The 25,355-nt window shown below is 65.0% G+C and carries 27 protein-coding genes; 18 read left to right on the top strand and 9 right to left on the bottom strand.

Translation table 11 applies throughout. The annotated features are described in order from the left end of the window. The 8 genes from CH285_RS27385 to CH285_RS28125 form a co-directional block, all read left to right on the top strand. Positions 1 to 115: acetyl-CoA carboxylase biotin carboxyl carrier protein subunit (locus tag CH285_RS27385; protein ID WP_141214958.1), on the top strand; the 115-nt coding region annotated here is incomplete at its 5' end. 14 nt (positions 116 to 129) lie between these two features. Continuing rightward, positions 130 to 594: a MarR family winged helix-turn-helix transcriptional regulator gene (locus tag CH285_RS27380; RefSeq protein ID WP_051365075.1), complete on the top strand. Its 465-nt coding sequence runs from the start codon at positions 130 to 132 to the stop codon at positions 592 to 594. A gap of 164 nt (positions 595 to 758) precedes the next feature. Continuing rightward, the gene (locus CH285_RS27375) at positions 759 to 2,912 is read left to right on the top strand and encodes an MMPL family transporter (protein WP_255032381.1); all 2,154 of its coding nucleotides are present in this window, start codon (positions 759 to 761) and stop codon (positions 2,910 to 2,912) included. A gap of 42 nt (positions 2,913 to 2,954) precedes the next feature. Then, positions 2,955 to 3,374 carry a DUF302 domain-containing protein gene (locus CH285_RS27370; protein WP_094643838.1) on the top strand — a complete coding sequence of 140 codons (420 nt, stop codon included), beginning with the start codon at positions 2,955 to 2,957 and terminating at the stop codon, positions 3,372 to 3,374. Between the two features lie 52 nt (positions 3,375 to 3,426). Beyond that, entirely contained in the window at positions 3,427 to 3,696 is a 270-nt protein-coding gene (locus tag CH285_RS27365; RefSeq protein ID WP_032366273.1) for a metal-sensitive transcriptional regulator, read from the top strand. A gap of 128 nt (positions 3,697 to 3,824) precedes the next feature. Continuing rightward, entirely contained in the window at positions 3,825 to 4,304 is a 480-nt protein-coding gene (locus CH285_RS27360; RefSeq protein WP_032366272.1) for a Fur family transcriptional regulator, read from the top strand. A gap of 75 nt (positions 4,305 to 4,379) precedes the next feature. Then, positions 4,380 to 6,575, top strand: a complete 2,196-nt coding sequence (gene katG, locus CH285_RS27355) for a catalase/peroxidase HPI (protein WP_072692110.1) — start codon at positions 4,380 to 4,382, stop codon at positions 6,573 to 6,575. 165 nt (positions 6,576 to 6,740) lie between these two features. After that, entirely contained in the window at positions 6,741 to 6,884 is a 144-nt protein-coding gene (locus CH285_RS28125) for a hypothetical protein (protein WP_155288482.1), read from the top strand. A 3-nt stretch (positions 6,885 to 6,887) separates the two neighbouring features. Here the strand turns inward: CH285_RS28125 and CH285_RS27350 are convergent, their stop codons facing one another. Further along, positions 6,888 to 7,886 (bottom strand): fumarylacetoacetate hydrolase family protein, encoded by a 999-nt coding sequence (locus tag CH285_RS27350; RefSeq protein ID WP_094643837.1) that lies wholly within the window; start codon positions 7,884 to 7,886, stop codon positions 6,888 to 6,890. Positions 7,887 to 7,992: 106 nt separating this feature from the next. On the opposite strand from CH285_RS27350, the gene glsA reads away from it, so the two are divergent. Next, positions 7,993 to 9,201, top strand: a complete 1,209-nt coding sequence (glsA, locus tag CH285_RS27345) for a glutaminase A (protein ID WP_094643836.1) — start codon at positions 7,993 to 7,995, stop codon at positions 9,199 to 9,201. Positions 9,202 to 9,226: 25 nt separating this feature from the next. On the opposite strand, the gene CH285_RS27340 is transcribed toward glsA, so the two are convergent. Both CH285_RS27340 and CH285_RS27335 read right to left on the bottom strand, forming a co-directional pair. After that, on the bottom strand, positions 9,227 to 10,408 hold the full coding sequence (locus tag CH285_RS27340; protein WP_094643845.1) for an NAD(P)/FAD-dependent oxidoreductase: 1,182 nt from the start codon (positions 10,406 to 10,408) through the stop codon (positions 9,227 to 9,229). Positions 10,409 to 10,416: 8 nt separating this feature from the next. Further along, positions 10,417 to 10,884 carry a hypothetical protein gene (locus CH285_RS27335; RefSeq protein ID WP_032399684.1) on the bottom strand — a complete coding sequence of 156 codons (468 nt, stop codon included), beginning with the start codon at positions 10,882 to 10,884 and terminating at the stop codon, positions 10,417 to 10,419. A gap of 202 nt (positions 10,885 to 11,086) precedes the next feature. Between CH285_RS27335 and CH285_RS27330 the strand changes: the two genes are divergently transcribed. After that, entirely contained in the window at positions 11,087 to 11,773 is a 687-nt protein-coding gene (locus CH285_RS27330) for a HemK2/MTQ2 family protein methyltransferase (protein ID WP_094643844.1), read from the top strand. A gap of 61 nt (positions 11,774 to 11,834) precedes the next feature. Next, a complete protein-coding gene (locus tag CH285_RS27325) occupies positions 11,835 to 11,999 on the top strand; it encodes a CDGSH iron-sulfur domain-containing protein (protein WP_063216898.1) in 165 nt (54 codons plus the stop codon). Here the strand turns inward: CH285_RS27325 and CH285_RS27320 are convergent. Further along, on the bottom strand, positions 11,981 to 12,979 hold the full coding sequence (locus CH285_RS27320) for an iron-containing redox enzyme family protein (protein WP_094643835.1): 999 nt from the start codon (positions 12,977 to 12,979) through the stop codon (positions 11,981 to 11,983). The two genes, CH285_RS27325 and CH285_RS27320, sit on opposite strands and share 19 nt — an antisense overlap. 127 nt (positions 12,980 to 13,106) lie before the next feature. Between CH285_RS27320 and CH285_RS27315 the strand changes: the two genes are divergently transcribed. After that, positions 13,107 to 14,288 (top strand): zinc-dependent alcohol dehydrogenase, encoded by a 1,182-nt coding sequence (locus tag CH285_RS27315; RefSeq protein WP_032366266.1) that lies wholly within the window; start codon positions 13,107 to 13,109, stop codon positions 14,286 to 14,288. A gap of 76 nt (positions 14,289 to 14,364) precedes the next feature. On the opposite strand, the gene CH285_RS27310 is transcribed toward CH285_RS27315, so the two are convergent. Beyond that, positions 14,365 to 15,318: a hypothetical protein gene (locus CH285_RS27310; RefSeq protein ID WP_094660363.1), complete on the bottom strand. Its 954-nt coding sequence runs from the start codon at positions 15,316 to 15,318 to the stop codon at positions 14,365 to 14,367. Between the two features lie 207 nt (positions 15,319 to 15,525). On the opposite strand from CH285_RS27310, the gene CH285_RS27305 reads away from it, so the two are divergent. Together CH285_RS27305 and CH285_RS27300 are read left to right on the top strand one after the other, a co-directional pair. Beyond that, the gene (locus tag CH285_RS27305) at positions 15,526 to 15,918 is read left to right on the top strand and encodes an OsmC family protein (protein ID WP_027496209.1); all 393 of its coding nucleotides are present in this window, start codon (positions 15,526 to 15,528) and stop codon (positions 15,916 to 15,918) included. Between the two features lie 39 nt (positions 15,919 to 15,957). Beyond that, a complete protein-coding gene (locus tag CH285_RS27300; RefSeq protein ID WP_094643833.1) occupies positions 15,958 to 16,794 on the top strand; it encodes a YihY/virulence factor BrkB family protein in 837 nt (278 codons plus the stop codon). Here the strand turns inward: CH285_RS27300 and CH285_RS27295 are convergent. From CH285_RS27295 to CH285_RS27280, 4 genes are all read right to left on the bottom strand, one after another. Beyond that, positions 16,742 to 17,455 carry a CDP-alcohol phosphatidyltransferase family protein gene (locus CH285_RS27295; protein ID WP_051365079.1) on the bottom strand — a complete coding sequence of 238 codons (714 nt, stop codon included), beginning with the start codon at positions 17,453 to 17,455 and terminating at the stop codon, positions 16,742 to 16,744. The two genes, CH285_RS27300 and CH285_RS27295, sit on opposite strands and share 53 nt — an antisense overlap. A 98-nt stretch (positions 17,456 to 17,553) precedes the next feature. After that, entirely contained in the window at positions 17,554 to 17,787 is a 234-nt protein-coding gene (locus CH285_RS27290; RefSeq protein WP_094622014.1) for a hypothetical protein, read from the bottom strand. A gap of 97 nt (positions 17,788 to 17,884) precedes the next feature. After that, positions 17,885 to 20,134, bottom strand: a complete 2,250-nt coding sequence (locus CH285_RS28550; RefSeq protein ID WP_255032379.1) for a glycosyltransferase — start codon at positions 20,132 to 20,134, stop codon at positions 17,885 to 17,887. A 65-nt stretch (positions 20,135 to 20,199) separates the two neighbouring features. Continuing rightward, the gene (locus CH285_RS27280) at positions 20,200 to 21,183 is read right to left on the bottom strand and encodes a WcbI family polysaccharide biosynthesis putative acetyltransferase (protein ID WP_080731219.1); all 984 of its coding nucleotides are present in this window, start codon (positions 21,181 to 21,183) and stop codon (positions 20,200 to 20,202) included. A 163-nt stretch (positions 21,184 to 21,346) separates the two neighbouring features. Between CH285_RS27280 and CH285_RS27275 the strand changes: the two genes are divergently transcribed. Genes CH285_RS27275 through CH285_RS27260 form a run of 4 tightly spaced genes read left to right on the top strand, consistent with a single transcriptional unit; the run spans position 21,347 to position 25,354 of the window. Next, positions 21,347 to 22,381: a glycosyltransferase family 1 protein gene (locus CH285_RS27275; RefSeq protein ID WP_255032378.1), complete on the top strand. Its 1,035-nt coding sequence runs from the start codon at positions 21,347 to 21,349 to the stop codon at positions 22,379 to 22,381. After that, positions 22,378 to 23,490 (top strand): glycosyltransferase, encoded by a 1,113-nt coding sequence (locus CH285_RS27270; protein WP_032366263.1) that lies wholly within the window; start codon positions 22,378 to 22,380, stop codon positions 23,488 to 23,490. Before CH285_RS27275 ends, CH285_RS27270 begins: the two co-directional genes overlap by 4 nt. Continuing rightward, positions 23,487 to 24,506, top strand: a complete 1,020-nt coding sequence (locus CH285_RS27265; protein WP_032366262.1) for a glycosyltransferase — start codon at positions 23,487 to 23,489, stop codon at positions 24,504 to 24,506. Before CH285_RS27270 ends, CH285_RS27265 begins: the two co-directional genes overlap by 4 nt. Continuing rightward, on the top strand, positions 24,503 to 25,354 hold the full coding sequence (locus CH285_RS27260; protein WP_094643831.1) for a glycosyltransferase family 2 protein: 852 nt from the start codon (positions 24,503 to 24,505) through the stop codon (positions 25,352 to 25,354). Before CH285_RS27265 ends, CH285_RS27260 begins: the two co-directional genes overlap by 4 nt. The last annotated feature ends 1 nt before the right edge of the window (position 25,355 follow it).

Raw genomic sequence — 25,355 nt, 5'->3', positions numbered from 1 at the left:
AGCGATGAAAATGGAAAACCCCGTCACCGCCCACAAAGCAGGCACCATCACCGGCCTGAGCGTCACCGCAGGCGACGCCATCACCCAAGGCACCGTCCTCGCAGAAATCAAGTAGGGGAGTACCTTTCGATGACTGCCCTCGCTGAATCGTTCGACGGCGACACCTCTCCGGCGCATTCCACCGAGTTCGAGATCGTGTCCACGGTATTGCGGATGGCCTCGGCCGCCCGGGTGCGGTTGGCGGAGGCGCTCGATGCCCAGGGACTGAGCTGGGCACGGTACGAGGTACTCGAATTGGTTTGTCGGAGAGGGCCGTTGTCGTACAGCGCGCTCTCACGTGAATTGGTGCGACACCGAACCAGCATCACTGCGACAACTGCCAGTCTCGTCGACGCGGGCCTGTTGGTGCGCAGTGTCAATCCGCGAAATCGACAGCAGTACTTGGTCGACGCCACCGACTCGGGGTATCGCGCGGTGACACGTGCCGAACGTGCGCTCGAACGGGCTCGGTCGCGGATGGCGGTCGATGCAGATTCCGAACAGACACTCGAAGTGCTGCGCGGCATCGAGAAGCAGTGGAACAGGCGGCGCTGATCGACACGTCCTGGTTGTGATCCGCCGACGGTGATGCAAGTACCCCTGAGGTGATACCCCCAGGGGTACTTGCATACCCCCTTGGGTATGTGCAATGGTGGGCACGTTCGATCGCTCGGGGTTTCGTCCGCCTTGACCGATACCCCCACCCGTATAGGAGAACCATGTCGCTGCGCGATGCCGAAATTCTTCGCCCACCTGACGGCCTGCCCGCGAGAGGGCCGGGACTACTCGGCCGTGCGGGTGCGTCGATGGTGACCCACCGTCGTTGGGTGTTCGGCGTATGGCTCATCGCGCTGATCGGCCTCGGTTCGTTCGCGCCCTCGGTCTTCACCGATCTGGCGGGAGCCGGGTGGCAGGCGAACGGATCCGAATCCGTACAGGTTCGAGAACTGGCCCAGCAGCATTTCGGTGGCAATTCGTCCGCAGCGGTGCAGGTGGTCGTTCACTCCGACGCAGCATCCATCACGGACCCCGCTGTTCGGGCAGTGATCGACGACGTGACCGAGGTGTTCTCCGGTGACTCCCGATTCGGAGACGTCGTTGCGCCGCAACCGAATATGACGATCAGCCCGGACGGCCGCACCGGCATCGTCATCGCCGGGGCGAACGGCACGACCGACGAGATGGTGAAGGCCGTCGACGATGTGAAGGAGCGGTTGACTGCGCTCTCGACCGACGGAATCGAGGTGTATCCCACCGGTTCGTCGGCCCTGTGGTCGGACTTCAACAAGGCGAACCACGACGCCATGATCCAAGCCGAACTGTTCTCGTGGCCGGTCACCTTGGCGATCATGGTGCTTGCCTTCGGTTCCCTTGTCGCGGCCGGTTTGCCGCTGCTGCTCACCGTCGCGGGGCTCGTTGCCTCCGCTGGTGGTCTGGTTCTGCTCAACGGTGTCACGCCGATCTCGGTGTGGGCCATGAACTTTGCAATGATGTTCGCCCTCGCGCTGGGAATCGACTACGCCCTGTTCATCGTCGCTCGATTCCGCGACGCGCTGCGGAACACCGACCCTCGGGCTGCCGTCGCCGCCACCATGGACACCGCAGGTAAGGCCGTCGTGTTGTCCGGGCTGACGGTGCTGGTGAGTCTGTCCGCAGTGCTGCTGGTCCCCGCGCCGGCGGTGCGCACGATGGCCGTCGGGATCATGTTGGCTGTCGCCTTCGTGTTGCTGGCAACGATGACTCTGCTGCCTGCGGCATTGGGTGCGCTCGGACCCAAGGTCAACGCCGCTTCGTTGCCGTACGCCAAGCGTCAAGTGCATCGATCCCCAAGGTTCGCGGCATGGGGGGAGTTGCTGCACAAGCACCCGTGGCCGTTCGCGGTCGTGTCGGTGGGGATTCTGATTGCGCTCGCCCTGCCGGTGCTCGGGCTGAAGGTGGCAATGCCGTCGATAGCAGTGGTGCCCGAGGATGCCCCCGTGCGGCAGGGTTACGAGCTCGTTCAGGACCGGTTCGGACCGGGCGCACCGGGTTCGCTGCAGATCGTGGTTCCCGAAGTGGATGCTGCCGAGACCGCAACCGTCGCTGCGCGGGTCGACGGGATCTCGATGGTGACGCCTCCGCAGAGTGCGGCTGACGATTCGGGATATGCACTGCTGCAGGCAATTCCGTCGGTGGATCCGTCCGACGAAGCGATGGGCTCCATTCTCGCCGAGCTGCGATCGACATTGCCCGATTCGGCACTCGTCGGCGGAGCACCGGCAGAGAACCTGGACCTGCAGCAGGCTTTGAACGACTACCTGCCGATTGTCGTCGGGATCATCCTGGTTCTCGGATTCGTGCTGCTGCTGGTGGCGCTTCAGGCTCCGCTCATCGCGTTGCTCGGTACCGCGGTGAGCCTGCTGTCCACCGCGGCGGCGTTCGGCGTCGCCACGCTGATCTTCCAGGACGGACACGGATCCTCGTTGCTGGGCTTCACGCCGCAGGGATTTCTCGACGGTTGGGGTCCGGTGTTCTTCTTCGCGATGATCTTCGCCATCGCCATGGACTACACGGTGTTCCTCCTGGCTACCGCCAAGGAGCATTACGAGCGCTCCGGTGATTCCAAGGTTGCCCAGGTGGACGGGTTGGCCCACTCGGGACGAGTCATCTTTGCCGCAGCAGCGGTGATGGTGGCAGTGTTCTTCACATTCGCACTGTCGGATCCGTTGCCCCCGAAAGAGATGGGCATCATCCTGGGTGTTGCGGTACTGCTCGACGCGTTCCTGGTTCGACTCGTCCTGCTTCCGGTCCTGCTACGGCTGACCGGACACGGCGCGTGGTGGTCGCCGGCATGGTTACGTGCTGTCCTGCCCTCCATCCGTTTTTCTCACTGACACAACAGCTCACACTGACACAACAATTTTCGAGGAGACATCATGAACATCGCACTGTCCACCACACTGACCGACACCGATTTCGCCGGCGCGATCGAGAGCACGAGAAAGGCGTTGTCGGAGCAGGGATTCGGAGTTCTCACCGAAATCGACATGCAGGCCACGTTGAAGGCCAAGCTCGACGAGGACATGGAGCGTTACGTGATCCTGGGCGCGTGCAACCCGGGACTGGCTCACCGCGCAGTGGGGGTGATGAAGCAGATCGGTCTGCTGTTGCCGTGCAATGTGGTCGTACGTGAGAACCCGGCGGCGGCGCGGTCCGTCGTCGTCGAGGCCATGAACCCGGCCATCATGGTCGAGGTCACCGGTGAGCCGCGGTTGGGTGCGGTCGCCGCCGAGGCCACGGCGAAACTGCAGGCGGCAATCGCGGCCATAGGCGGTACCGGTACCGCGCCGCAATGATGCCCCCGGGGGTACCCTGGGGTTCACTGCTACCACCATCGAAGGAATCGACATGATCGGCGACGAAGACAGCATTGCACTGGTACTCAACCGGCTCAAGCGTGCGCACGGCCAACTTGCGGGTGTCATCGGGATGATCGAGAACGGTCGTGATTGCAAGGACGTCGTCACCCAGCTCGCTGCCGTGTCGCGGGCGCTCGACCGTGCCGGGTTCAAGATCGTGGCAACCGGCCTACGGGAGTGCATGACGGGGGATGCTGCTGACGGTAGGGAACCGATGACCGAGGCCGAGCTCGAAAAGTTGTTCCTGGCTCTGGCCTGAGCCGCCGGCCGAACTCCGGACGAACGGCATGTGTCGGGTTGCCGTCGATACCGAGTTGCAGTCGACAAGCAGCGGATTCGACTGCATACTTGACTTGGTCCAGAAAACCGGAGGATACTGACGCTGTGATGCCGATCTCACCCTATGCGGAGCAATTACGCACCGCCGATTTGCGCGTGACCCGTCCGCGGGTCACCGTGCTCGAGGTCGTCGAAACCAATCCGCATGCGGACACGGACACGATTCTCGGACTCGTCCGATCGGTGCTCCCCGAGGTATCACGCCAGACGGTGTACGACGTTCTCAATGCCCTGACCGCTGCGCGCCTGGTGCGTCGCATCGAGCCCGCGGGATCTCCCGCACGATACGAATCTCGGGTCGGGGACAACCATCACCACGCTGTGTGCCGCAACTGCGGCGTGATCGCAGACGTGGATTGCGCGGTGGGCGAGACGCCGTGTCTCACCGCATCGGACTCCGTCGGTTTCACGATCGACGAGGCAGAGGTCATCTACTGGGGCTTCTGCGCACAGTGTTCGGCTGCTCGCGAGCAGCCGGCAGTTCCCGTTCAGTTCCCTCCCCGGTCTCGAACACAGCAGAGTTCGTGACCACCGATCACAGCCCGATCGTCACACCTTGGAAGGAAGCACGTGTCTGAAGATCACGTAACACGCGAAAAAGAGATGAACGAGGATCAGCCGCAGGAGAGCGGTGGCAAGTGTCCGGTCATGCACGACGCGATGCCCACGCCTGTCGAAGGCGGCGGCAACCGCGAGTGGTGGCCCAAGGCGCTCAATCTCAAGATCCTCAAGAAGAACCCGGCCGTGGGCGATCCGATGGGTGCGGATTACGACTACGCCGCCGAGTTCAATTCTCTCGATCTCGCCGAGGTCAAGCGTGACATCGAAGCCGTGATGACGAACTCGCAGCCGTGGTGGCCCGCGGACTTCGGGCACTACGGTCCGTTCTTCATCCGCATGGCGTGGCACGCGGCCGGAACCTACCGCAAGCAGGACGGTCGCGGCGGTGCCGGAGCCGGCATGCAGCGATTCGCTCCCCTCAACAGCTGGCCCGACAACGCAAGCCTGGACAAGGCCCGCCGTCTGATCTGGCCGGTCAAGCAGAAGTACGGCCGCAAACTGTCCTGGGCCGACCTCATCGTGCTCACCGGCAACGTCGCCATCGAGTCCATGGGCCTGCCGACCTACGGCTACGCCGGCGGACGCGTCGACGCCTGGGAGCCGGACGAGGACGTCTACTGGGGCCCCGAGCAGACCTGGCTGGGCGACGAGCGCTACCACGGTGACCGCACGAGCCTCGAGAACCCGCTGGCCGCAGTGCAGATGGGCTTGATCTACGTCAATCCCGAAGGCCCCAACGGCAATCCGGATCCCGTGCAGTCCGCACTGGACATCCGCGAGACCTTCGGCCGCATGGCCATGAACGACATCGAGACTGCGGCACTCGCGGTCGGTGGACACACTTTCGGCAAGACCCACGGCGCAGCCGACCCAGATGCCCACATCGGACCGGAGCCCGAGGGCGCGCCCATCGAGCAGATGGGCCTGGGCTGGAAGAACAGCTTCGGCACCGGCTCGGGCGCCGACGCGATCACCAGCGGACTCGAGGTCATCTGGACCCCGACGCCGACCCAGTGGGACAACTCGTTCCTCGAGACCCTCTACGGCTTCGAGTGGGAGCTCTACAAGAGCCCGGGCGGCGCACACCAGTGGCGTCCGAAGAACGGAGAAGGCGCGGATCTCGTTCCCGACCCGGCGGATCCGTCCAAGCGTCGCCACCCGTCGATGCTGACCTCCGACATCGCGATGCGCGTCGATCCGATCTACGAGCAGATCACCCGTCGTTGGCTCGATCATCCCGAGGAGCTCGCAGAAGAGTTCCAGAAGGCGTGGTTCAAGCTCACCCACCGCGACATGGGACCGGTCTCGCGTTACCTCGGCCCCGAGGTTCCGGCGGAGCCCCTGCTCTGGCAGGACCCGATTCCGGCCGTCGATCACGAGCTGATCGGTGACGCGCAGATCGCCGAGCTCAAGCAGACCATCCTCGGTTCCGAACTGAGCCAGGATCAGCTGATCTCGGCTGCGTGGGCGGCGGCATCGTCGTTCCGCGTCAGCGACAAGCGCGGCGGTGCCAACGGTGGCCGTCTGCGCCTGCAGCCGCAGGCCGGCTGGGAGGTCAACGAGCCCGACGAGATCGCACAGGTCATCCGCGTTCTCGAAGGCATTCAGCAGTCGTTCTCCGGAACGGTGTCCTTCGCGGACCTCGTCGTCCTCGGCGGTGTCGCAGCCGTCGAGCAGGCCGCCAAGAACGCAGGCGTCGACATCACCGTCCCGTTCACCCCGGGCCGCATGGATGCGACGCAGGAGAAGACGGACGTCGACTCGTTCTCCGATCTCGAGCCCAAGGTGGACGGCTTCCGCAACTTCCTGGGCAAGGGCCAGAAGCTGCCCGCCGAGTTCAACCTGGTCGATCGGGCCAACCTGCTCTCGCTCAGTGCACCGGAGATGACCGTGCTGGTCGGCGGTCTGCGTGTACTCGGCGCGAACTACAAGGGGTCGACGCACGGCGTCCTCACCGACAAGGTCGGCACGCTCACCAACGACTTCTTCGTCAACCTCCTCGACATGGGCACCGAATGGGTTCCCACCGCGGAGGACGGCATCTACGAGGCCAAGGACGCCGCTACCGGCGAGAAGAAGTGGACCGGAACACGTAACGATCTGGTCTTCGGCTCGAACTCCGAATTGCGCGCTCTCGCAGAGGTTTACGCTTGCGATGACGCCAAGGAGAAGTTCGTCCGGGACTTCGTCGCAGCCTGGGACAAGGTCATGATGCTCGATCGCTTCGAGCTCGCCTAGTACTCACCGGCGCTGATGCGCCACCCGAACTCGAAGTTGTGGATGGAATACGAGCTGGATCCATCCACAGCTTCGAGTTCGTCGTTACCGGGCTGTTATCTTTCGATGCCGATTCGTGACTTTGCACCTGGATTTGTCGCAATGTCCGATTGTCATGCTGGTTGCATGACACAACAGGACGTATCCGCAGGCTCTGCGGACAACAACAGAGACGAAACACGTCAGAGTGCATCCGGTTTCGGGTCGTTCCTCGAGATGTTCCAGGACGCGTCGACCGACAAGTCGGACACCGAGCGCGGAATCCGATAGGACTCAGCGAGCACCGATGGTGTTGGTGACGGAGCCGATCCGTTCGATATCGAGTTCGACTCGGTCGCCCGGAGCGATCCACCGGTCGAGTTCGAGCCCACAACCGCGAGGCAGGGTGCCCGACGTCTGGAGCTCGCCGGGGTAAATGCTCTCGCCGCGACTCGCAAACGCCAGAGATTCGCCCATGGAATAGCGCATCCCGGCAGTGCTGGTGGTCGACCAGAGCTCGCCGTTGACCCGGACGGCCGCGGCCAGCGAATCTACGTGCGCCGCAACCTCATCGGGGGTGACGATGTCTGCGCCCATCGAACTGGCGAACGTCTTGGTCTTGACGACCGGGCCGAAGGGCGTCCGGCGCTGCTCCTCCCACTGTGTGTCCCGCGCGCTGATGTCGTCGAAGACGACGTAACCGCCTATCGAAGCCTCGGCCTCCCGCTCTGACGCATCTCGGATCGGTCGGGTGACGACGGCACCGAATTCGAGCTCGAAATCGAGAACTCGGCTGTACGACGGCCAGTCGACATCTGCCCCGTCGGCTACGACGGTCAGGTGGTTACCGGTGTAGTAGATCGGATGGTCGTCGAACCCCGGACCGGGACGCAGAGCCGGAAAAGTTCGACGCGTCAGCATCTCGAATCCACGGATGAACGGAACGGCACGCGGTAGATTTCGCCGAACGAGGTTGTGTGCGGCCAGATCCCAGTGCTCGTCCCAACCCAGGAAGCAGCGCAGGGACGCCGGAACGACCGGAAGGGTCGGTGCCGGTCGGTCCATCGTCGCGACGCCCTCGTCGGCCGCCCGCCGCGCCACCGTCGTTGCGGCTTCACGTGCGGGTTCACCTGCATCGAGGAACCGAAGCATGGAACCGGTGAGCGGGCGCAGGATCTCGGGGGCACCCAGAGTCGAGACCGCAGCCTCGAGATCGATCCACGTGGTCGTGTCGGGCACGTGGACGGCAAGGCGGTCGGCGGAATCGGTGGAGGTCAAGCGTCGCAGTCGCACGGGCGCGTCCGATCTGTGCGGAGCAATGCTCCACAACGGTTGAGGAACCCGGAGTGTAAACGGTGCCACGGTCGGCGTGTCAAGACCCGACGGTTAGCGTGGGGTGATGAGATCACCGGTGCCCGAGTATCTTCAGTCCGTCCTGACGGAGTGCCGACACCTCGACGATGGGGAAATGTCGAGCGGCAACCCGGAATTGGCGGCGGCCGATCCCGACACGTTCGCGGTTGCGCTCGCCACCGTCGGTGGGTCGCACTACGGGGCGGGCGATACCGACACCGAATTCTCCATCCAGTCGATCGCCAAAGCGGTGGCCTATGCGCTGGCCATCGAGGACAACGGGCTCGCAGCGGTGCTCGAGGCCGTCGACGTCGAACCGTCGGGGGATTCGTTCAACGAGATCTCGTTGGAGGCGCGGACCGGTCGACCTCGCAACTCTCTGATCAATGCCGGTGCGCTGGCGGTACATTCGATGATCGCGGGCAGTGACGGCGAAGAACGAGCGGGGCGGCTCATCGAGCTGCTCGGAGCCATGGCCGGCCGTGAACTCCACATCGATCGGGCGGTGTACGAGGCCGAACTGGAATCCGACGATCGAAACACCGCGATCGCGCACCTGCTGAAGTCGGTCGGCCACCTCGGTGCGGAACCCGCGGTCGTCGTCGACGGGTATGCGCGCCAGTGCGCGGTGACGGTGACGTGCAACGATCTGGCCGTGATCGCCTCGGTGATGGCGAACGGCGGAACCGATCCGGCCACCGGCCGACAGGTCGTCGACCCCGCGGTCAACCGTCACGTTCTCGCTGTCATGGCAACCTGTGGGATGTACGACGGCAGCGGCAGTTGGATTGCGACAGTGGGCATTCCGGCCAAGAGTGGTGTCGCGGGAGCCATCATGGGCGTGCTCCCCGGTCAGGTGGGTGTTGCCGTGATCTCGCCCCGGTTGAACGAGCACGGAAACAGCGTCCGCGGGGTTGCGGTGTTCGAGAGGTTGTCACGCGACCTCGGTCTGCACATGATGCACGTCCCTCCCAGCGGCGAATCCGCCATTCGCACGCTGAGCGAATCCGACGGCGTCACGACCGTCGAACTGCAGGGCGAGCTGAGGTTCGCCGGTGCGGAATCCGTCGTCGCCCGTCTTGCGGCCGGCGTCCCGGACTGCGAGGAGATAGTCGTCGATTTCACCGAAGTGCGCGCCGTCGACGGCGCTGCACAGCGCCTCCTTCGAGAGGCTGTGAGCGGACTGGAAGACGACGGCTACCGCGTCGTCGTCGAGGATCCCGACGGGCTGATGAACGCCTCCCGCGACAGCTGACACACCTCGAACCAGACGGTCGGTGTCACAGTCTCCCGGCGAGAATCATGTGCCAGTAGGACTGCGGTAGGCCGTATCGATCGAACGCCCACGCGGACCGTCTGGGTTTCAGGGGATCGATAAACGAGGGTAGCGACGAGGCCAGTGCACCGGTGCGGTCGAACTCGGCAGCAATCAGAGTGTGTGCTTCGACAGCGATGGGTGCGACGGTGTACCCGTCGTAACTCGACATCGCTCCGCCGCTCCTGGATGCGACGAGATTGTCGACGAGAACCGAAATCTGTTTGCGTAGAGCGCCACCCGACGAGTCGGTGTCGATCGCTGCACCGTCGCCTGCAGCCCACACCTCGGGGTGGCGTCGGTGCCGCATCGTGCGGGAGTCGATGTCGACGACACCGTGCGGCTGCTCTCCGGCCAGACCGGACTCCTGTACCCACAATGGTCCGCGATACGGCGGGACCAGGTGCAGCATGTCGTAGTCGATTCGCGCGTCGACCCCGGCGTGATCGGTGACGGTGATGCGCTTGCTCTCCGGCTCGAGCGCCGTGACCGCCGTATCCATCAGGACGCGCACACCCAGGTCTCGGAGGTGGCCGGCGAGCCGGGGGTCCAGGTCAGGGACACCGAGCAGACTCTCACGATCGACGACCAACGTGATGTCGACGGTCGGTAGTCGTCCTGTGCGCTTCCAGTGGGCCGCCGCGAGAAACAGCGGCTTGACGGTGGTCCCGGTACACCCGACGGGCGGGCGCGGCACGGTGAACACGGCATGACTGTGTGCAGGCAGGTCACGGACCAGCCGCCATGTGTGCTCGGCCCGGTCGAGGTAGTTGCTGGCGACATCGGGAAAACGAAGTGCCGCATGCACACCCGGCAGAGCGGCTTCGTCGGCGATCAGGCCTTGCCCCAGCACGAGATCGCGGTAGCCGTACTCCATTCCCGACGCGCAGCGAACCGATCGTTCTGCCGGATCCACCGACACGACCGAATCTTCGAGCCACACACAGCCCTCGGGGATCACCGAGCGTTGGGTCCGTTCGGCCTCGGTCAGCGGTGCCTGACCGGCACCGACGTACGACAACAGGGGCTTGTATGTGTGCACGTGCTTGGGCTCGATCACGGCGACGTCGGATACGCCCCTCTTCAGCAGTCGTGCGGCCGCGCTGATACCGGCATTGCCTCCACCGATGATCAGCACGTCGTACATGGTGCGGCTCACCGTGAATCGGCCGCCTGCGCTGTGACGTCGGTGCGGGCACCGGTTTCGGTGCGGGCTTCGGCGAGCGTGCGGTAGACGAACACGCGGTCCGAGACGCCGTTCAGGTCTGCGCCGTCGGGAAGCACGACGGAGAGTTTCTGCTGCCAGCGACCCTGGCGAATAGCGGTGGCGTCGAGCACGGAGCGAACTCCCGCCGCGACGAACGTGACGCGAGACAGATCGAGAATCAGAGCCCGGCCGCGCTCGGCGGCTTCCCCCAACGTCTCTGCCAGCACCGGAACGTCCACGTCGGTGATGGTGCCGGCAATGCGCACCTCGATGTCGTCGCCTGCGCTCTCGTCGACCGACACCGTCATCTCGGCCTCCGGGAGCGAGGAACGGGTACTCGAGGCACGGTCGTCGGCGGTGGAGAGCGATGGAACCACACCGGCGAGCGGAGTTCGAATGGACGGAACGACGATCATGGACAACTCCTCTGGAGCCGAACTCCTGAACCCGTGCAGGGGGAGTGCGGCAGTCGACTGCCGAGACTGCGGGCTGCTCCTCAACCACACACGTCCTAGCACTACCCCGAAGTGCGTGTCGGTAAGCCTGTTCCGAACAACCGGTTTGCGGGGCTTGGACACGGGAATACGAATCCGACAATCCACGCTGGGAGGAATGTCCATGACGACAGCCGAATTCGATTCCGTCCGTTCGCTGGCACGAGTGCACGCCGATCCCGGAGTGTACGAGCCACAGGAGGATTCACTTCTGCTGTGCGACGTCGCCGCAGATTCGGGGCTCGTGCCCGGAGCCCGTGTACTCGACATGTGTACCGGTAGCGGCGCAGTGGCCATCACCGCAGCACTGCTCGGTGCCCGCGAGGTGGTGGCCTTCGACATCTCTCCGCGTGCGGTTGCCTGTGCGCAGCGCAATGCCCGGTCGGTCGGAGTCGATGTGGATGTGCGGCTGGGGTCGTTCTCGGAGGCAGCCGAGCTGGAGCCGTTCGACATTCTGCTGTGCAACCCTCCGTACGTTCCGTCGCAGACCGCGCCCACCGGCATGGGTTTGCACCGCGCCTGGGATGCGGGTGAGGACGGGCGAGTGGTGCTCGACCCTCTGTGCACGCGAGGCGCGGAACTGCTGGCACCCGGTGGTGTGCTGCTGGTGGTCCACTCGGAATTCTCGGGTCCGCAGCGAACACGGGAGATGCTGAATACTCACGGTTTCGGTGCATCGGAGGCGGCGTGCCGCACAATCGACTTCGGGCCCGTCATGACGGCTCGTGCCGAGTGGCTCGAGGCCAAGGGCGTGCTCGAATCGGGCCGCAGAACGGAAGAATTGGTGGTGTTGCGTGGCGACAAGCGATGAGTCGACGGGTGGTGACGCTGCACCTGCGCGCACTCGGGTGAGACTGGTCCGGGGCGGACCGATGCTGATCGACGGGCCGGTCGAGATCGAACTCGACGACGGCTCCGTTGTCACCTCGGATCGTTTCGTCGTCGCGCTGTGCACGTGCAAGCGCAGCAAGACGTACCCACTGTGCGACACGAGCCATCGCGCGAAGCGACGAGCGAGTCAGTCCAGCGACGACTGACCGGCGGACCACCGCTGCATCACGTGGTCCGCGAGCGCGTTCTCGACGAAATCCAGTGCGCGCATGCCGAAGACGATGTCGGCTTCGATGTGCGGTTCCTGTCCGATCAGGTTCTCCACCACGTCGTGGCGCAGGACCTGCTCGTGGACGGCGTCGGCCTCGACGTGCTCCGCGTAGAACGCGATGCATGCAGCCGGCGCTGACAGCCTGCGAAGGCCCTGCACGAACCGCTGTGAACCCGGCGAGGACGTGATCTCCGTGGCGGCGAAATGGCCCACGGTGGCACCTCGGCGGCTACGGTGCAATCCGAACAACGACATGAGGTTGACCCACGCGAGTGTCTGGGCGGGGACGCGATCCACGTACCCGAGGTAGGACGCATCGAGGTCTGCTGCCGTCATGGATTCGGCCCACAGATGCTGGTGGACACGCTCACCCCTGCCACCGCCGTACTCGTCGAATTCGACGGCGACATACGAGGCCTTGACCTGGCCGACCAGCCTCGGGATCGCCCACGCATGGGGATCCGCTTCCTTGAGGTGGTAGACGGACCGATGTACGAAGTACTCGCGCATCTGCTCCCACGATCCTTCGTCCCGCAGGAACCACGACGGGCCGGTACCGGACGACGCCTCGACCGACAGTCGCTTCATTTCGGCGACGACGTCGTCGCCGGGTTCGACATTCGAGCGCACGTAGTTCAGAAACGCGGATTCGAGTGCTGCTCTGAACTGCAGCAGTGCTGGATCCCACTCCAGTTCGTCGTCCACGCCCTCGAACCCGCGGTAGTGCAGTTCGTAGCTGACGAGCAACGCCAGTTGCATGTCACGCGACGTCGGATCGGCATCCGACGCGCTGGGCAGTGCGGCACCGCCGCCGGTGGAGAGAAACCGGATCACGGCGTCCGAGAGTGGACCACACGGCACCGGCAACCGAGGCGACACGAGGGTGGGGGCGATGGAAGGGGTCACAACACTCATTGTTCACGCCTACCCGCTGCCGGTCACGGTCAATCGTGTGGGTCCGATGCGTTTGCACGCATACGAAGCAGGTAATCCGCTTCGTGCGATTCCGAGTTTCGGGGTCGAGTAACAGAGAGGAGCCTCCATGCGCGCAGTGACATGGCAGGGCAAGAGGAACGTCAGCGTCGATTCGGTGCCCGATCCCCGCATCGAAGCGCCGACGGACGCAATTGTGAAGATCACGACCACCAATATCTGCGGATCGGACCTACACCTGTACGAGACGCTCGGTGCCTTCATGGACCAGGGCGATATTCTGGGTCACGAGCCCATGGGCATCGTGGAGGAAGTCGGTTCGGAGACAGGCGATCTCGCCGTCGGAGACCGTGTGGTCATCCCGTTCCAGATTTCGTGTGGACATTGCTACATGTGCAATTCGAGTCTGTACACCCAGTGCGAGACCACCCAGGTTCGTGAGCAGGGCATGGGTGCCGCGTTGTTCGGCTTCTCCAAGCTGTACGGCCAAGTGCCCGGTGGGCAAGCGGAGTACCTCCGTGTTCCGCAGGCGCAGTTCACGCACATCAAGGTCCCCGAGGCCGGACCCGATTCGCGATTCGTCTACCTCTCCGACGTATTGCCTACCGCGTGGCAGTCGGTGGAGTACGCGTCGATACCTGCAGGCGGGTCGGTGACGGTGCTCGGACTCGGTCCCATCGGAGACATGGCCGCCCGCATCGCCCAGCACAAGGGTGCTCGGGTCATTGCTGTCGACCTCGTACCCGAGCGCCTGGCGCGAGCTGCGGCACGGGGAATCGAAACGGTGAATCTGGCCGAACACAGCGGGGGCGTCGGCGACGTCATTCGTGACATGACCGACGGCCGAGGAACAGACGCGGTGATCGATGCCGTCGGAATGGAGGCGCACGGCTCACCGGTCGGCAAGCTGGCCCAGCAGATCGTCGGAATGCTGCCCGACGCCGTGGCCGCACCGATGATGCAGAAGGCCGGCGTGGACCGGCTGGGTGCGCTGTACTCGGCAATCGACATCGTTCGACGCGGCGGAACCATCTCGATCATCGGTGTGTACGGAGGTATGGCCGATCCGCTACCGTTGATGACCTTGTTCGACAAGCAAATTCAGCTGCGGATGGGCCAGGCGAACGTCAAGCGATGGGTCGACGACATCATGCCGCTTCTCGGCGACGACGATCCGTTGGGCGTCGATTCGTTCGCCACTCACGAGCTTTCGCTCGAAGAAGCGCCGCATGCGTACGACATCTTCCAGAAGAAGCAGGACGGTGCGATCAAGGTTCTGTTGAAGCCCTGAACCTTTCGAATACAGCGATGCGGCCCGGAACTTCACGGGCCGCATCGGTATTCGCAGAAGGACCGATCGATCGTCGTCAGTCGACGGAGATAACGTCCTTGGCGATTGCTGCCAGGCGAGTCTGTCCTGCGGACACGACTCCGTGGCGGTTCTTGTGTGCCTCTTCGTACGCCACGACAGTGCGTACGTCGGCGGGTGTGGTCAGTTCCTTGATGGCGGCCACCGCGTCCGAGACGTTGAGGTCGTCGTAGTCGGCTACGGGAAGCTCGTCGGCACCGAGAGTTCCACCGGCGCACCGAGCGGTGTGAATGGCGTCGGCGACAGAATCGACACCTTCGCTACGGGTGACATCCTCGGCGGCTTCGAGTGCTGCATCGCGGCTGGCGGTCAACGTTCTGACGGCGACGTCGCCTGCGTGTGCACCGCGGCCCAGCAGAGCGCTCAGTCGATCCGGGGTGGCGCGAGCGGCGTCCAGTGCGCGGTCGAGACCGCGGGCCGACCAGTTGGCCGGTGCGTTGACGATCTTGACTGCGGTGCCGGCAGCTGCCTGGAAAGGCGTCCGGCGCAGTGCGGCGGGTCCACCCAGGGCGTCTTCGGCGAGGACGGTCTCGAGCCAGTCGACCGTGGCGGCGTGCGCGGTGGCCAAGCGGCCGGCCAGTGCCACGACGGACGGTTCCTCGGCTGCTGTCGCCAGAGCCTTGATGTACTTGGCTCGACCCAACAGTTGCTGCTCGAGGGCGAGATCGCCCAGCAGTGCCTCGTCGAACGGCTGCGCCTGCTCGGCGACTGCCTTCACCGCTGCGAAGGTGCGTCCGATGAACGGTGCCACTACCTCGGGCAGGCCACCGAGGTTGCGCAGTGCTTCCTCGATAGCGGCGGCGCGGTCACGTCCGTTGGCGGCGTTCTGCGTCAGTTCCCGACGAACCGCTTCGGTGCGCGCCTGCACGACGCGGGTTTCCGCGACCTGAATTTCGGTGTGTGTCAGCTGCAGTACAATCCGCAACTGAGCGATCAAAGTCGATGTGCTCATGGTGCTCCCCTTTCGGTGGGTGGGTACATGGATCCGGCCGATGCCTGTGGGTCACAGCGTGATGCTCGGCCCTGTTCGGGTGTTACCCGCCGGTAAGTTCTGCCAAACGGCTGTACCGCAGGTGTGAACAGCGACACGTCCGAACCGCTACTCGTGTCGGCGGGATTCGACGGTTTCGATCGGCAGCGGAATGGACATCCGACACCGATGACTACCGAGCTGTACACAGCAACCGTCTCTGCAACTGCGACCGGCGTGACCTCCGACGACGGAGTGCTGTCGTTGAGTGTGCGAGAACCGGCCGAACTCGGTGGCCCGGGCGAAGCCACCAACCCCGAGCAGTTGATGGCCGCAGCGCTGTCGAGTTGCTTGGTGGAGTCACTGCGAATCGCACTGGGGACCGTCGGCGGCAGTGTCGACGAACTCGCGGTCAAGGGCACCGTCGTGCTGACCGATTCCGACGCATCCGGTTACGACGCAAAATTCGCTCTGTCGGTGTCGCTACCGGGCACCGACAACCCGGAGGCCGTACTCGCGCAGGCCACGTCGATCTGCCCGTTCCTCAAAGTGATCGACGCCGTGGACGTCACCCTTGAATAACCGCTCGATCGTTCGGCGGACCCGCTCCGAACGCGCGCGATGACATCCGTTCGCGTTCGGGCGGTTCGCGGAGTGCAGGCGATCAAAGCCGGCTTCGCGCGTGAGGACACCACGCTGATCGCGGGCGGACTGACGTTCTACGCGGTGATCGCCGTCGTCCCTCTGCTGCTTCTGACGATCCGGGCGACCGTGTTGTTGGTGTCGGCGCAGTGGGTACAGGGCGGATTCGACGCCATGTCTGCGTTACTGCCCGATGCGTTGGGTGCCCGCGCGGCGCTCGACGGCCTGGCCGATGCCGGAATACACCTGGGACCGCTGGGGGTCGTGATCTCGATCTTTCCCGCGACGTTCTACGGAGAGGGTCTGCGGAGGGCGATCGTGCGCTTCGCCCCGACCCGTGAAACGTTCACCGGGTGGCGAGGCAGAGCTGCCATGGTGCCCTTTTTCGTTGCCGCCCCGGTGTTGCTCATCGGGGTGCTGACCGTCGCACGCGTCCTGCAGGCGACCACGGGCGGCGGGGGTGCCGGTGCGCTGGCTCTACGAATATTTCTGGGGTTCAACTGCCTATGGCTGATCCTGGCGGTTCCGCTTGCCTGGACCTACCGGGTCATCGCGCCGCGGGCGGTGGGGTGGCGGGCACTCGTGGCCGGCTCCTTGGTCACGTCGTCGATCGTCACCGGGTTCGTGCACGGCTTCATCTTGTTCCTGGCCATTCCGGTCGACCTCGGTGCACCGTTCGGCGGTCTCACCGACATCGGCGGCGGTGTGGCAATCATGCTGTGGATGTTCGTCTTTCACGTGCTGGCGCTCGCCGGCTGGCTGATCACCGCCGAGTTCGATCGGCCCGTCGGTACAGCCCGAACATCAGCTGGGTGAACCCGAGAACAGCCAGACCACACGTCACCGATATTCCGATCGTCGCGGACGTCTGAGCGCTACCGGGGCCCGCGCCCGCAACGGTCGCGGTGACGACTGCGGCAACGACCCGAGACGGCCGCTCCCACACTGTCAGAAAGCCGACGTCGGAAATCCCGGCTCCGACGGCACGCGCGCGGGCCGTCTCGTGCAGCAAAGTCGTCACACCGACGGCAACGACGATGGGCATCGGAGCGCCCAGCGCGAGGCTGCCCGCCAGGAACAGCAGATCGCTGCACCGATCCGACACCGTGTCCAGCAGATAGCCCCACTGCGATTGGGAACGGCCGATCATGGCCACGCCGCCGTCGATACCGTCGAGCAGCCCGGAGAACACGATGAGCACCGCCGCCAGGAGGGGCAGCGAGGTGCCCGGCCGGGACAACGCCACCGAGCCTGCAGCCGCAACCACCGCGGCGACGGTGACGACGTGGGCAGAGACCGACGCGCGCACGAGCGGGGCGCTCAGGAAGTACACCAGACGAAGCCACGTCGACACGAGCACCGACGACGATGGATCGATGTTGCTGTGCAGACCCGACCATGTCGACAGATATTCCTGGCGGGTCGCCGGAAGTTCGGACGAAGTGCGCCGGCTCGGTGTGCTGCGCTGGTTGACCATCGACGATCCTTGCTCGGCAAATCGAAAGACCGACTCTACGAAAGATTCGTCGGTGTATACCCGCCTATTCGAAACCCACACCCGAGCGGCTCCAACAGTTATTGCTCGTCGGAGTTGCTCTGTCTCCTGCGGGCTTTGAGCCGCGATATTTTGATCCCGACGGCCGCGAACAGAATCAGCCATCCCGCGATCAACACTCCGCCTCCGACGAATGCCGCTCGCTGCAGAGGATGGGTGTCTGCGTACACGTAACCGACTGTGCCCCACAGCAAAGCGACGAAGAAGATAATCGCCATCATCCACATCATCGAATACAGCGTTCTGTTCATCATTCGCCCGATCTCGCCGTTGCTTTCGTCTGCCGCCGATTTACATTCTCCCACTGGCCGTACCCGATTCGGTCGAGTCGACACCGGAACCACCCCACATTCACCAGGCAAGTTTCGGTTGAACCTCGCCCGCGAAGAGTCCGAACTCCGCGCCTGTCCGATGCATGTGCCCGAACAGGGCCTCCGCGAGGTCCTCGGAAGCCGTTCCCATCGTCGACGACCACCGTCGAGCGCGACAGCTCGACCGAGACGTGCGCAGTTCGACCGTGCCCGAGTTGCCCACGTCGACCGTCAGCCGATCCGCTCCTGTCTCCACGAGACGACGAAGTGCGTCGGCACCGAACAGGACGAGGCCGCGCACCTCGAGCACCGCGTGAGAACGCGCAGTGTCTCCCGGAAGACCCACCTGGATGCGGCAGTCGGCGTCGCCCCACTGCCGCCGTAATTCGTCGGCACCGGGTCCGCGAATCCACACTCGACAATCAGGATGCCTCAGGATCGAGCCGACGGTCTCGATGAGGGACGCAGCGCTGTGCCCGGTGGTATCGACAACCGCGACGATCTCCGGCAGCGCGTAGGTCAGACCCTGGGTACGCGCCGCAGGGTCGGTGATGCGGGAGGCCAGCATCAGCGCTTCGGCGTTCTTCCGCTCTCGGTCTCCGCCCGTGCGTTCGGCCCAGTCGGGCCCGTCGTGCCAGGCGACTGCTCGCGGCCGATGGGCCAGGACGGCACCTGCGGCGTAGGCCCGGTGCGCGAATTCCCAGTCTTCTCCGCCGTACCCGACGAACGTCGGGTCGAACCCGCCGAGTTCCTCGAACAACGTTCGGCTGCAAGACATCACGGCACTGATGACGTATCGGTACGAACGACGGTCCGCGTCCAGAAGATCTCGCGAGCCGGCGTAGCCGTCACGAAGCCATCGGGGCTCGGTGAATTCCGTGGGGCCCGCAGATCGGCCGTCGAACCAGGTGCCGATGTCCGCGCGCGTCCACCCGCCGAGATCGGCATGTCGACGCCTACCCACCGTCACCGCATCGGGAAGGGCCACGATCAGGCGTACCGATTCCTCGATGTAATCGGGTTCGGGCACGGTGTCGGCGTCGAGGAAGCAGAGGATGTCTCCGCGCGCTGCGGACGCACCGAGGTTACGTGCGGCGGCGGCCCGGAATCCGAGATCCGGTTGGCGCACGACGGTGATGTCGAGAGCCGAGCCGAATTCCTCCACGTTCGGTTCCTCGGGAGATCCGTCGTCGGCGACGATCACCTGGATGCGGGACGCGGGCCAGGTCTGCGCGGTCAACGCTGTCAGAACCAGGTCGAGCTGGTGCTGCTGCCGGAAGTAGGGAATCACGACCGACACTCGGGGCGTGTCGGATGCGGTCGGTGCCAGATCCCACCGATTGTGCGGAACCACCGAGCGGCCATCGGGCAGCGCGATGGACGGTAGAGCCATGCTTTCTCGGAACAGGGAGCTGTACAGGTCGGCCGCCTGCGCCGGCGATGGATAAGGTGCCGAGTCGGTGGCCTGCCATGTCTTCTCGGGTCGGCGTAACGCTTCTGCCATGGCCTCGGCCAGGCCCTCCACTGTGTCCTCGTGAATCCACAGCGCATCGGGCGAATTGACGGCCATCTCGTCGACGTATCGACCACGAGGGACCAGAGGGCGACGGCCCGCCGCGATCCAGGTGTTGATCGAACCGGATGCCGATACATGCCGGTGGAAAGCGACCGGGACAGCAATGGACCGCAACCGGCCGCCCAGTTCGGCGTCGGGCACGAAGCCGGTCGTCGAAAACGGCCTGCCCAGATGCCGGGCAGTGGCGCGTAGTTCGTCGAGCACGTCCTCGTGTCCGGCCGACGCGGCCCCGACGATCTCGAACCCGACGTCGGTGTCCAGTGCAGACATGGCACCGAGTACTTCGCTGTGTCCCTTCCCCGGATAGACGAACCCGAGAATCCCGACGACTCGCCGGGGGACGACGTCGTCGGATCGTAGTGCCGGGCGGTCTATCGGTAGGGGAATGACCCGGATGTCGGGTCGGCTGTCGAGTATGTCCTCGAGAAGCAGTCGCTCGTGCACACTCGACACCACGACCGTTGCAGCGCAGTCGATCACTCGGCGGTAGCAGTCGGTGCGTGCCGCAAACGCGGAGCCGTCCGAGATCTGGGGTACGTCGTGCAGCGTAACGGTGATGCGGGCTCGATGCTGGTGTGCCAGTGCGACAATGGCATCGGCTGCCTCGTGCGCGGTACGTCCGAACAGCCGGTCGGTGAAGTGAATGTGGACGGGAGTGTCGGGCGGTAGTCGGTCGGGAGCGGTCACCACGGGACTCGCTGTGGCCGTAGCCATGTCGCGGGCACACCGGACGACTCCGTGGTCCGGTGGGCCGACCACGAGATGATGCACGGGTGCGATCACGGCGTCGTCTGCAGGATTCGCAGGAGCTCGGAGTGGCGGGCCAGTGCGGCGTCGACGAACTGGGGATGTGCCGCATACCAATCGAGGTGAGCGCGGTGCACGACGTCGCTGGACACGTCGGAACCGTCGACCGTCCAGTCTGGGCGAGCATCACCGGGGAGGCCGAGGGCGCGCAGTACCCGACGTTCGACGGGCGCTCGCACACCGCCGAGCAGTTCTCTCCCTGGATCACCCACAGTGCAGGCGGTGTCGAGGTGGTCCAGGATCCGCTGCGCGAGTGCAGTCAACACCACGTTGGTCGGATGGTTGATCGTATGAGTGGCACGGCTTCCCGCACTCTGGAACAGGTCGGACGCAGCGATATCGGTGTCGCGGCTCTCGCGTCGTCGTAGCTCGTCCAGGCTCGCCTGCGCGGCATCACGAAAGCCGGCGTCGGATACCGGGAGGTCCCAGTTCTCGCCGGACCGCACGCCACGCTCGAAGGCCACAATCGTCCGCAGATCGTGGTACGGAACGAGATCCGGAACGGCCGCTGGGTCGCTCGGATGCCGAACGATGATCTGAAAAGGATGCAGCGCAGCGTATCTCAGCACGGGCCAACGAAGTACCACGGCGTGCGGCGGGAGTGATCGTGTCAGATCGGGGACCCCGAGCGGCAAATGCCGATAGCCCTCCCGCACAGGTTGAGTCAGCAGTACCGAGGTCTGCCGGACCAATCGATCGACGTGCGGCAGATCGGCGGATTCGAGTTCGTGTACCGGCGGGATTCGTACCGTCCGAAACGGCATCGCCGCATCCGAGCTCAGCAGAATGCGCATCGCCTCGGCCTGGCAGTTACCCCAGACGAGCAACAGGGGGCGATCGTCGACGGGTGTACGTGGCGCGGCCTCGAGCCCCGATATTCCGTAGAAATCGCCGTAGTGGCGAGTACGCCCGTCCATGTCTGCCCCGACGTCGTGTGAGTGCGTGTGTTCGACCATTCTTCTGGTCAACGTAGCCCCGCCGAACCTGCGACGCCAACCGCGATTGAACTCGGTACGAAGTGGGTACAGACCCCATGCGCGTGTCGGGAACAGGCACGATTCGTCTGACCTGTACCCGAAGGAATTCATGATTCGTATTGCGTCCGTACCCTCCTCTCACGTGTACGTACAGCACGTGCAGCCGGTGCCCGACGGCTCCGGTAACTCGGTGGTGCTGTTGCCCGATCCGACGCCGGTTCGCGTCGATGTGCCGGGCCAGTGGTGGCCGCCTCGTCTCCTCGACGCCGGGTGGTTGGCCGAGCAACCCGATTCGAGCTTCGACGTTCTGCACGTGCACTTCGGCTTCGAGTCCTTCTCACCGGAAGACTTGACCCGCACGGTCGAGTACTTGAGGGCCCATCGCAAGCCCCTGGTGCTCACGGTCCACGACGCGCACAATCCCCACTTCGCGGACAACACCGGTCATCTGGAGCAGCTGGACGTGTTGATACGTGGTGCCGATGCCGTGATCACCCTCACCGAGGGAGCAGCTGCGTGGATAGCCGATCGGTGGAACGTGCATGCGACGGTGATCGAGCACCCACACGTGGTGCCTCTCGAGAGAATGAACGTCCCACGCCCGGTGTCGGACTCGTTCGTCATCGGAGTCCACGCCAAGAACCTGCGAGCGAACATCGACCCGCTTGCGGTGATGGACGCCGTCGTCGAGGCGGCTCGATCGCTACCGGCTGCGACGGTGCGGTTGGACATCGAAGAGGACGTGTTCGACACGGCCGGCCACTGGTACGACCCGACCGTCGGCGCGAAGTTGCTGGACTACAACAGTTTCCCCGACGTCGATGTGCGGGTGCACGCCCGATTCGACGACGAGCAACTGTGGGACTACCTGTCTTCGATCGACGTCTCGGTGTTGCCGTATCGGTTCGGAACACATTCGGGTTGGCTCGAAGCATGTCGGGATCTGGGAACGGCCGTCGTCGCGTCCGATTGCGGCTTCTATGCCGACCAAGCGCCGATTCACAGTTTCGTCATGAACACCGACTCGTTCGATCCCGCCACGTTGGTGGCAGCCGTGCAGGCGGCCCACGCCGATCGGACCACAGCGCTCGACGCCGCAACCCGGGCCGAGCAGAGACAACGAATCGCAGCGACCCACGCTGGGATCTACGCAGCAGTGACAAAGGAGATGCGTTGAACGAGAAGCCACTTCGCATCGCGGTGCTGGCGTCATCGAGTTTTCCGGTGGCACAGCCTTTCGCGGGCGGTCTGGAGGCACACGTCTACAATCTGGTGCGGGCGCTGACCGACCGTGGGCACCACGTCAGTCTGTTCGCCGCAGACGGATCGAGCGTCGATCTGGATGCCACGATGTTGCCGGTCCGAACGCTGGATCTGACACCGATTGCCCTCGCCGATCTCGCGGTCACCCCCACTGCGGTTCGCGAGCACCACGCATACCTCGCCGTGATGATGGAACTGGCCGGTGCGCTGTCGAACTCGTTCGACATCGTGCACAACCACAGCCTGCACTACCTGCCGTTGGCTATGTCCGCCACACTGCCGGTGCCGATGGTGACCACTCTGCACACGCCGCCGTTCGCGTGGCTGGAGTCGGCTGTTGCCCTGGCTCCGTTCGGTGCCAACACTTTTGCTGCGGTCAGTGCGTTCGCAGCCGAACAATGGGCCGACGTCGCGTCCGGGACGATCGTCATCCGGAACGGGATCTCGCTGCAGGACTGGCCGTTCGGTGCGGGCGGCGACTACGTGGTGTGGTCCGGACGGTTGGTTCCCGAGAAAGGATTGCATCTGGCCATCGCCGCCGCGAAGCTCGCCGGCCGGTCACTACGAATCGCCGGACCCATCAGCAACCTCGAATACTTCCACGGTGTCGTCGAACCCCTGCTCGACGATCGAGTCCGATACGTCGGACACCTCGATCAGCCGGCCCTCGCCGCGCTGGTGGCCGGTGCCGAGGTCGCGCTGGTGTCGCCGGTGTGGTCCGAGCCGTACGGTCTGGTGGTCGCCGAAGCTCTGGCCTGCGGTACCCCGGTGGCGGCGTTCGCCCGCGGAGGGATACCCGAGATCATCGACGCCTCGTCCGGAGTGTTGGTACCCGCCGACGACGTGGCCGGGCTGGCCGCCGCGATTCCCGCCGCGGCAGCGTTGAACAGGCACGACGCGCGGGCGCGCGCCGAGCAGGTGTGTTCGGTGGACCGGATGGTCGACGAGTACGAGGAGCTGTACCGATCGACCCTCGAGTCCGCATCGGCACCGGAGTCCGCCCACGGTCTCGCGATTGCATGATCGGCTACTACGCACACCACCACGGGGTAGGCCACGTCACTCGGTCCGACGCGATTGCGCGCCGCCTGGGTGAGCCGATCACGGTGCTGTCCTCGCGGGCGCGGCCTCCGGAACATGCTGCAGCGGAATGGATCGCACTCCCGCTGGATGTGAACGACACCGTGGGCGAGGCAGCCGCCGACGACATCTCGGCGGGGGGAGTGGTGCACTGGGCACCCCACGACGTCGACGGGCTGACCGCACGGATGGCGATCATCGCCGACTGGGTTGCGCGTGAGCGACCGCGGGCAGTGGTTGTCGATGTGTCCGTGGAAGTGGCGATGTTTCTGCGGCTGATGGGTGTCCGGGTGATCGTCATGGCGATTCCGGGAAACCGGGCCGATCCCGTCCACGCGATGGCCTATCGCGCGGCGACGCACATTCTCGCACCGTGGTCACGCAGTGTGTACGACCCGGCCTGGTTGCATCCGTACGCCGCCAAGACGACGTACTCGGGCTCGATCAGCCGGTTCGCCGGACGAGCCCGAACGGAGGGCTCGAATACTGCGGCCACCGAAGGCCCGGTTGTCGTACTGGGCGCGGCGGGTGGCACCTCGTTGACGCGTGAACTGGTGGACTCGTGGTCCGCCGCGGACGACCGGTTCGACTTCCGCACACTCGGAGTGGCGGGCGGTGACTGGGTGGACGACGTGTGGCCGGTGCTGTGCTCGGCGGCCCTCGTGGTGACCAACGCCGGGCAGAACGCCGTGGCCGACGTCGCCGCGTCGGGCACACCGGCCATCGTGGTTCCGCAAGCCCGGCCGTTCGACGAGCAGGCTGCCACCGCGCACGCACTGGCGGCCGGATCCATCGCCGCGGTGCTCGACGAGTGGCCCTCGGTCGATCGGTGGCGACGCGCTGCCGACTGCGCCCTGGGCATCGGCGGACGGACATGGTCGCTGCTCGGTACCGACGGCGCACCCGATCGGGCGGCTCGCGCGATCGAGCAGGCTGCGTCCGGGACGGCTCGGCGATGAACGTGGTTGTCGTGACCGTGGTCTCGGGCCGTCACGATCACCTCGCCGCGCAGATTCGCGGGTTGGCCGAGTCCACCGACCGGCCCGTCGAGCACATCGTGGTCGCCATGGGCGATGACGACATTGCGGACGTGGTCGCCCGATCCGGCTCTGCGGCAACGGTTCTCGACATGGAGCCACAGACCCCGCTGCCGGTGGCGCGAGCGCGTAACCTCGGGGCAGCCGCTGCCCTCGATCGGGGTGCCGAGCTGGTGGTGTTCCTCGACGTGGATTGCATACCCGCCCCGGAGATGCTCGACAGGTATCGCCGCGCCGCGCTGCGCCCCGACAGTCGGCGAACTCTGTTGTGCGGACCGGTGACCTACCTGAAACCCGACAGCGTCGGGCTCGAAGGTGACTCTCTGATCCCGCTCACCGCGCCGCATCCGGCTCGACCGAATCCGCCCGCGGGCGCAGTGGAACCCGGACACGATTTCGACCTGTTCTGGTCGTTGTCCTTCGCCGTGCACGCCGACACGTGGACCGAGATCGGCGGCTTCTGCGAGGACTACACCGGGTACGGGGGCGAGGACACGGATTTCGCGGCCACGGCCCGCGCGTCGGGCATCGGGTTGCGGTGGGTGGGCGGCGCTCACGCGTACCACCAGTTCCATCCCGTGTCCGATCCTCCGGTGGAACATCTCGACGACATCGTCGTCAACGCTCGGATCTTCTTCCGCCGGTGGGGCCGGTGGCCGATGGTCGGATGGCTCGAAGCGTTCGCGTCGCTCGGATTGCTCGAGTACGGCGGCTCCGAGATTCGCCGTCTCACCGCCGCTGTTCACGACACCGACGACGGTGTGAATTAGG

The organism is Rhodococcus sp. 05-2256-B1, from assembly GCF_002258465.1.
Taxonomy (GTDB): Bacteria; Actinomycetota; Actinomycetes; order Mycobacteriales; family Mycobacteriaceae; genus Rhodococcoides; species Rhodococcoides fascians.
Note: the sequence above shows the minus strand (reverse complement) of the source record. Positions and strands in the feature narration are given on the sequence as shown.

Bases quoted from the DNA above. Each gene is read 5' to 3' on its own strand.
- CH285_RS27380 (WP_051365075.1), top strand. From the start codon at position 130: ATGACTGCCCTCGCTGAATCGTTCGACGGCGACACCTCTCCGGCGCAT.
- CH285_RS27375 (WP_255032381.1), top strand. From the start codon at position 759: ATGTCGCTGCGCGATGCCGAAATTCTTCGCCCACCTGACGGCCTGCCC.
- CH285_RS27370 (WP_094643838.1), top strand. From the start codon at position 2,955: ATGAACATCGCACTGTCCACCACACTGACCGACACCGATTTCGCCGGC.
- CH285_RS27365 (WP_032366273.1), top strand. From the start codon at position 3,427: ATGATCGGCGACGAAGACAGCATTGCACTGGTACTCAACCGGCTCAAG.
- CH285_RS27360 (WP_032366272.1), top strand. From the start codon at position 3,825: ATGCCGATCTCACCCTATGCGGAGCAATTACGCACCGCCGATTTGCGC.
- katG (WP_072692110.1), top strand. From the start codon at position 4,380: ATGAACGAGGATCAGCCGCAGGAGAGCGGTGGCAAGTGTCCGGTCATG.
- CH285_RS28125 (WP_155288482.1), top strand. From the start codon at position 6,741: ATGACACAACAGGACGTATCCGCAGGCTCTGCGGACAACAACAGAGAC.
- glsA (WP_094643836.1), top strand. From the start codon at position 7,993: ATGAGATCACCGGTGCCCGAGTATCTTCAGTCCGTCCTGACGGAGTGC.
- CH285_RS27340 (WP_094643845.1), bottom strand. From the start codon at position 10,408: ATGTACGACGTGCTGATCATCGGTGGAGGCAATGCCGGTATCAGCGCG.
- CH285_RS27335 (WP_032399684.1), bottom strand. From the start codon at position 10,884: ATGATCGTCGTTCCGTCCATTCGAACTCCGCTCGCCGGTGTGGTTCCA.
- CH285_RS27330 (WP_094643844.1), top strand. From the start codon at position 11,087: ATGACGACAGCCGAATTCGATTCCGTCCGTTCGCTGGCACGAGTGCAC.
- CH285_RS27325 (WP_063216898.1), top strand. From the start codon at position 11,835: ATGCTGATCGACGGGCCGGTCGAGATCGAACTCGACGACGGCTCCGTT.
- CH285_RS27320 (WP_094643835.1), bottom strand. From the start codon at position 12,979: ATGAGTGTTGTGACCCCTTCCATCGCCCCCACCCTCGTGTCGCCTCGG.
- CH285_RS27315 (WP_032366266.1), top strand. From the start codon at position 13,107: ATGCGCGCAGTGACATGGCAGGGCAAGAGGAACGTCAGCGTCGATTCG.
- CH285_RS27310 (WP_094660363.1), bottom strand. From the start codon at position 15,318: ATGAGCACATCGACTTTGATCGCTCAGTTGCGGATTGTACTGCAGCTG.
- CH285_RS27305 (WP_027496209.1), top strand. From the start codon at position 15,526: ATGACTACCGAGCTGTACACAGCAACCGTCTCTGCAACTGCGACCGGC.
- CH285_RS27300 (WP_094643833.1), top strand. From the start codon at position 15,958: ATGACATCCGTTCGCGTTCGGGCGGTTCGCGGAGTGCAGGCGATCAAA.
- CH285_RS27295 (WP_051365079.1), bottom strand. From the start codon at position 17,455: ATGGTCAACCAGCGCAGCACACCGAGCCGGCGCACTTCGTCCGAACTT.
- CH285_RS27290 (WP_094622014.1), bottom strand. From the start codon at position 17,787: ATGATGAACAGAACGCTGTATTCGATGATGTGGATGATGGCGATTATC.
- CH285_RS28550 (WP_255032379.1), bottom strand. From the start codon at position 20,134: ATGGCTACGGCCACAGCGAGTCCCGTGGTGACCGCTCCCGACCGACTA.
- CH285_RS27280 (WP_080731219.1), bottom strand. From the start codon at position 21,183: ATGGTCGAACACACGCACTCACACGACGTCGGGGCAGACATGGACGGG.
- CH285_RS27265 (WP_032366262.1), top strand. From the start codon at position 23,487: ATGATCGGCTACTACGCACACCACCACGGGGTAGGCCACGTCACTCGG.
- CH285_RS27260 (WP_094643831.1), top strand. From the start codon at position 24,503: ATGAACGTGGTTGTCGTGACCGTGGTCTCGGGCCGTCACGATCACCTC.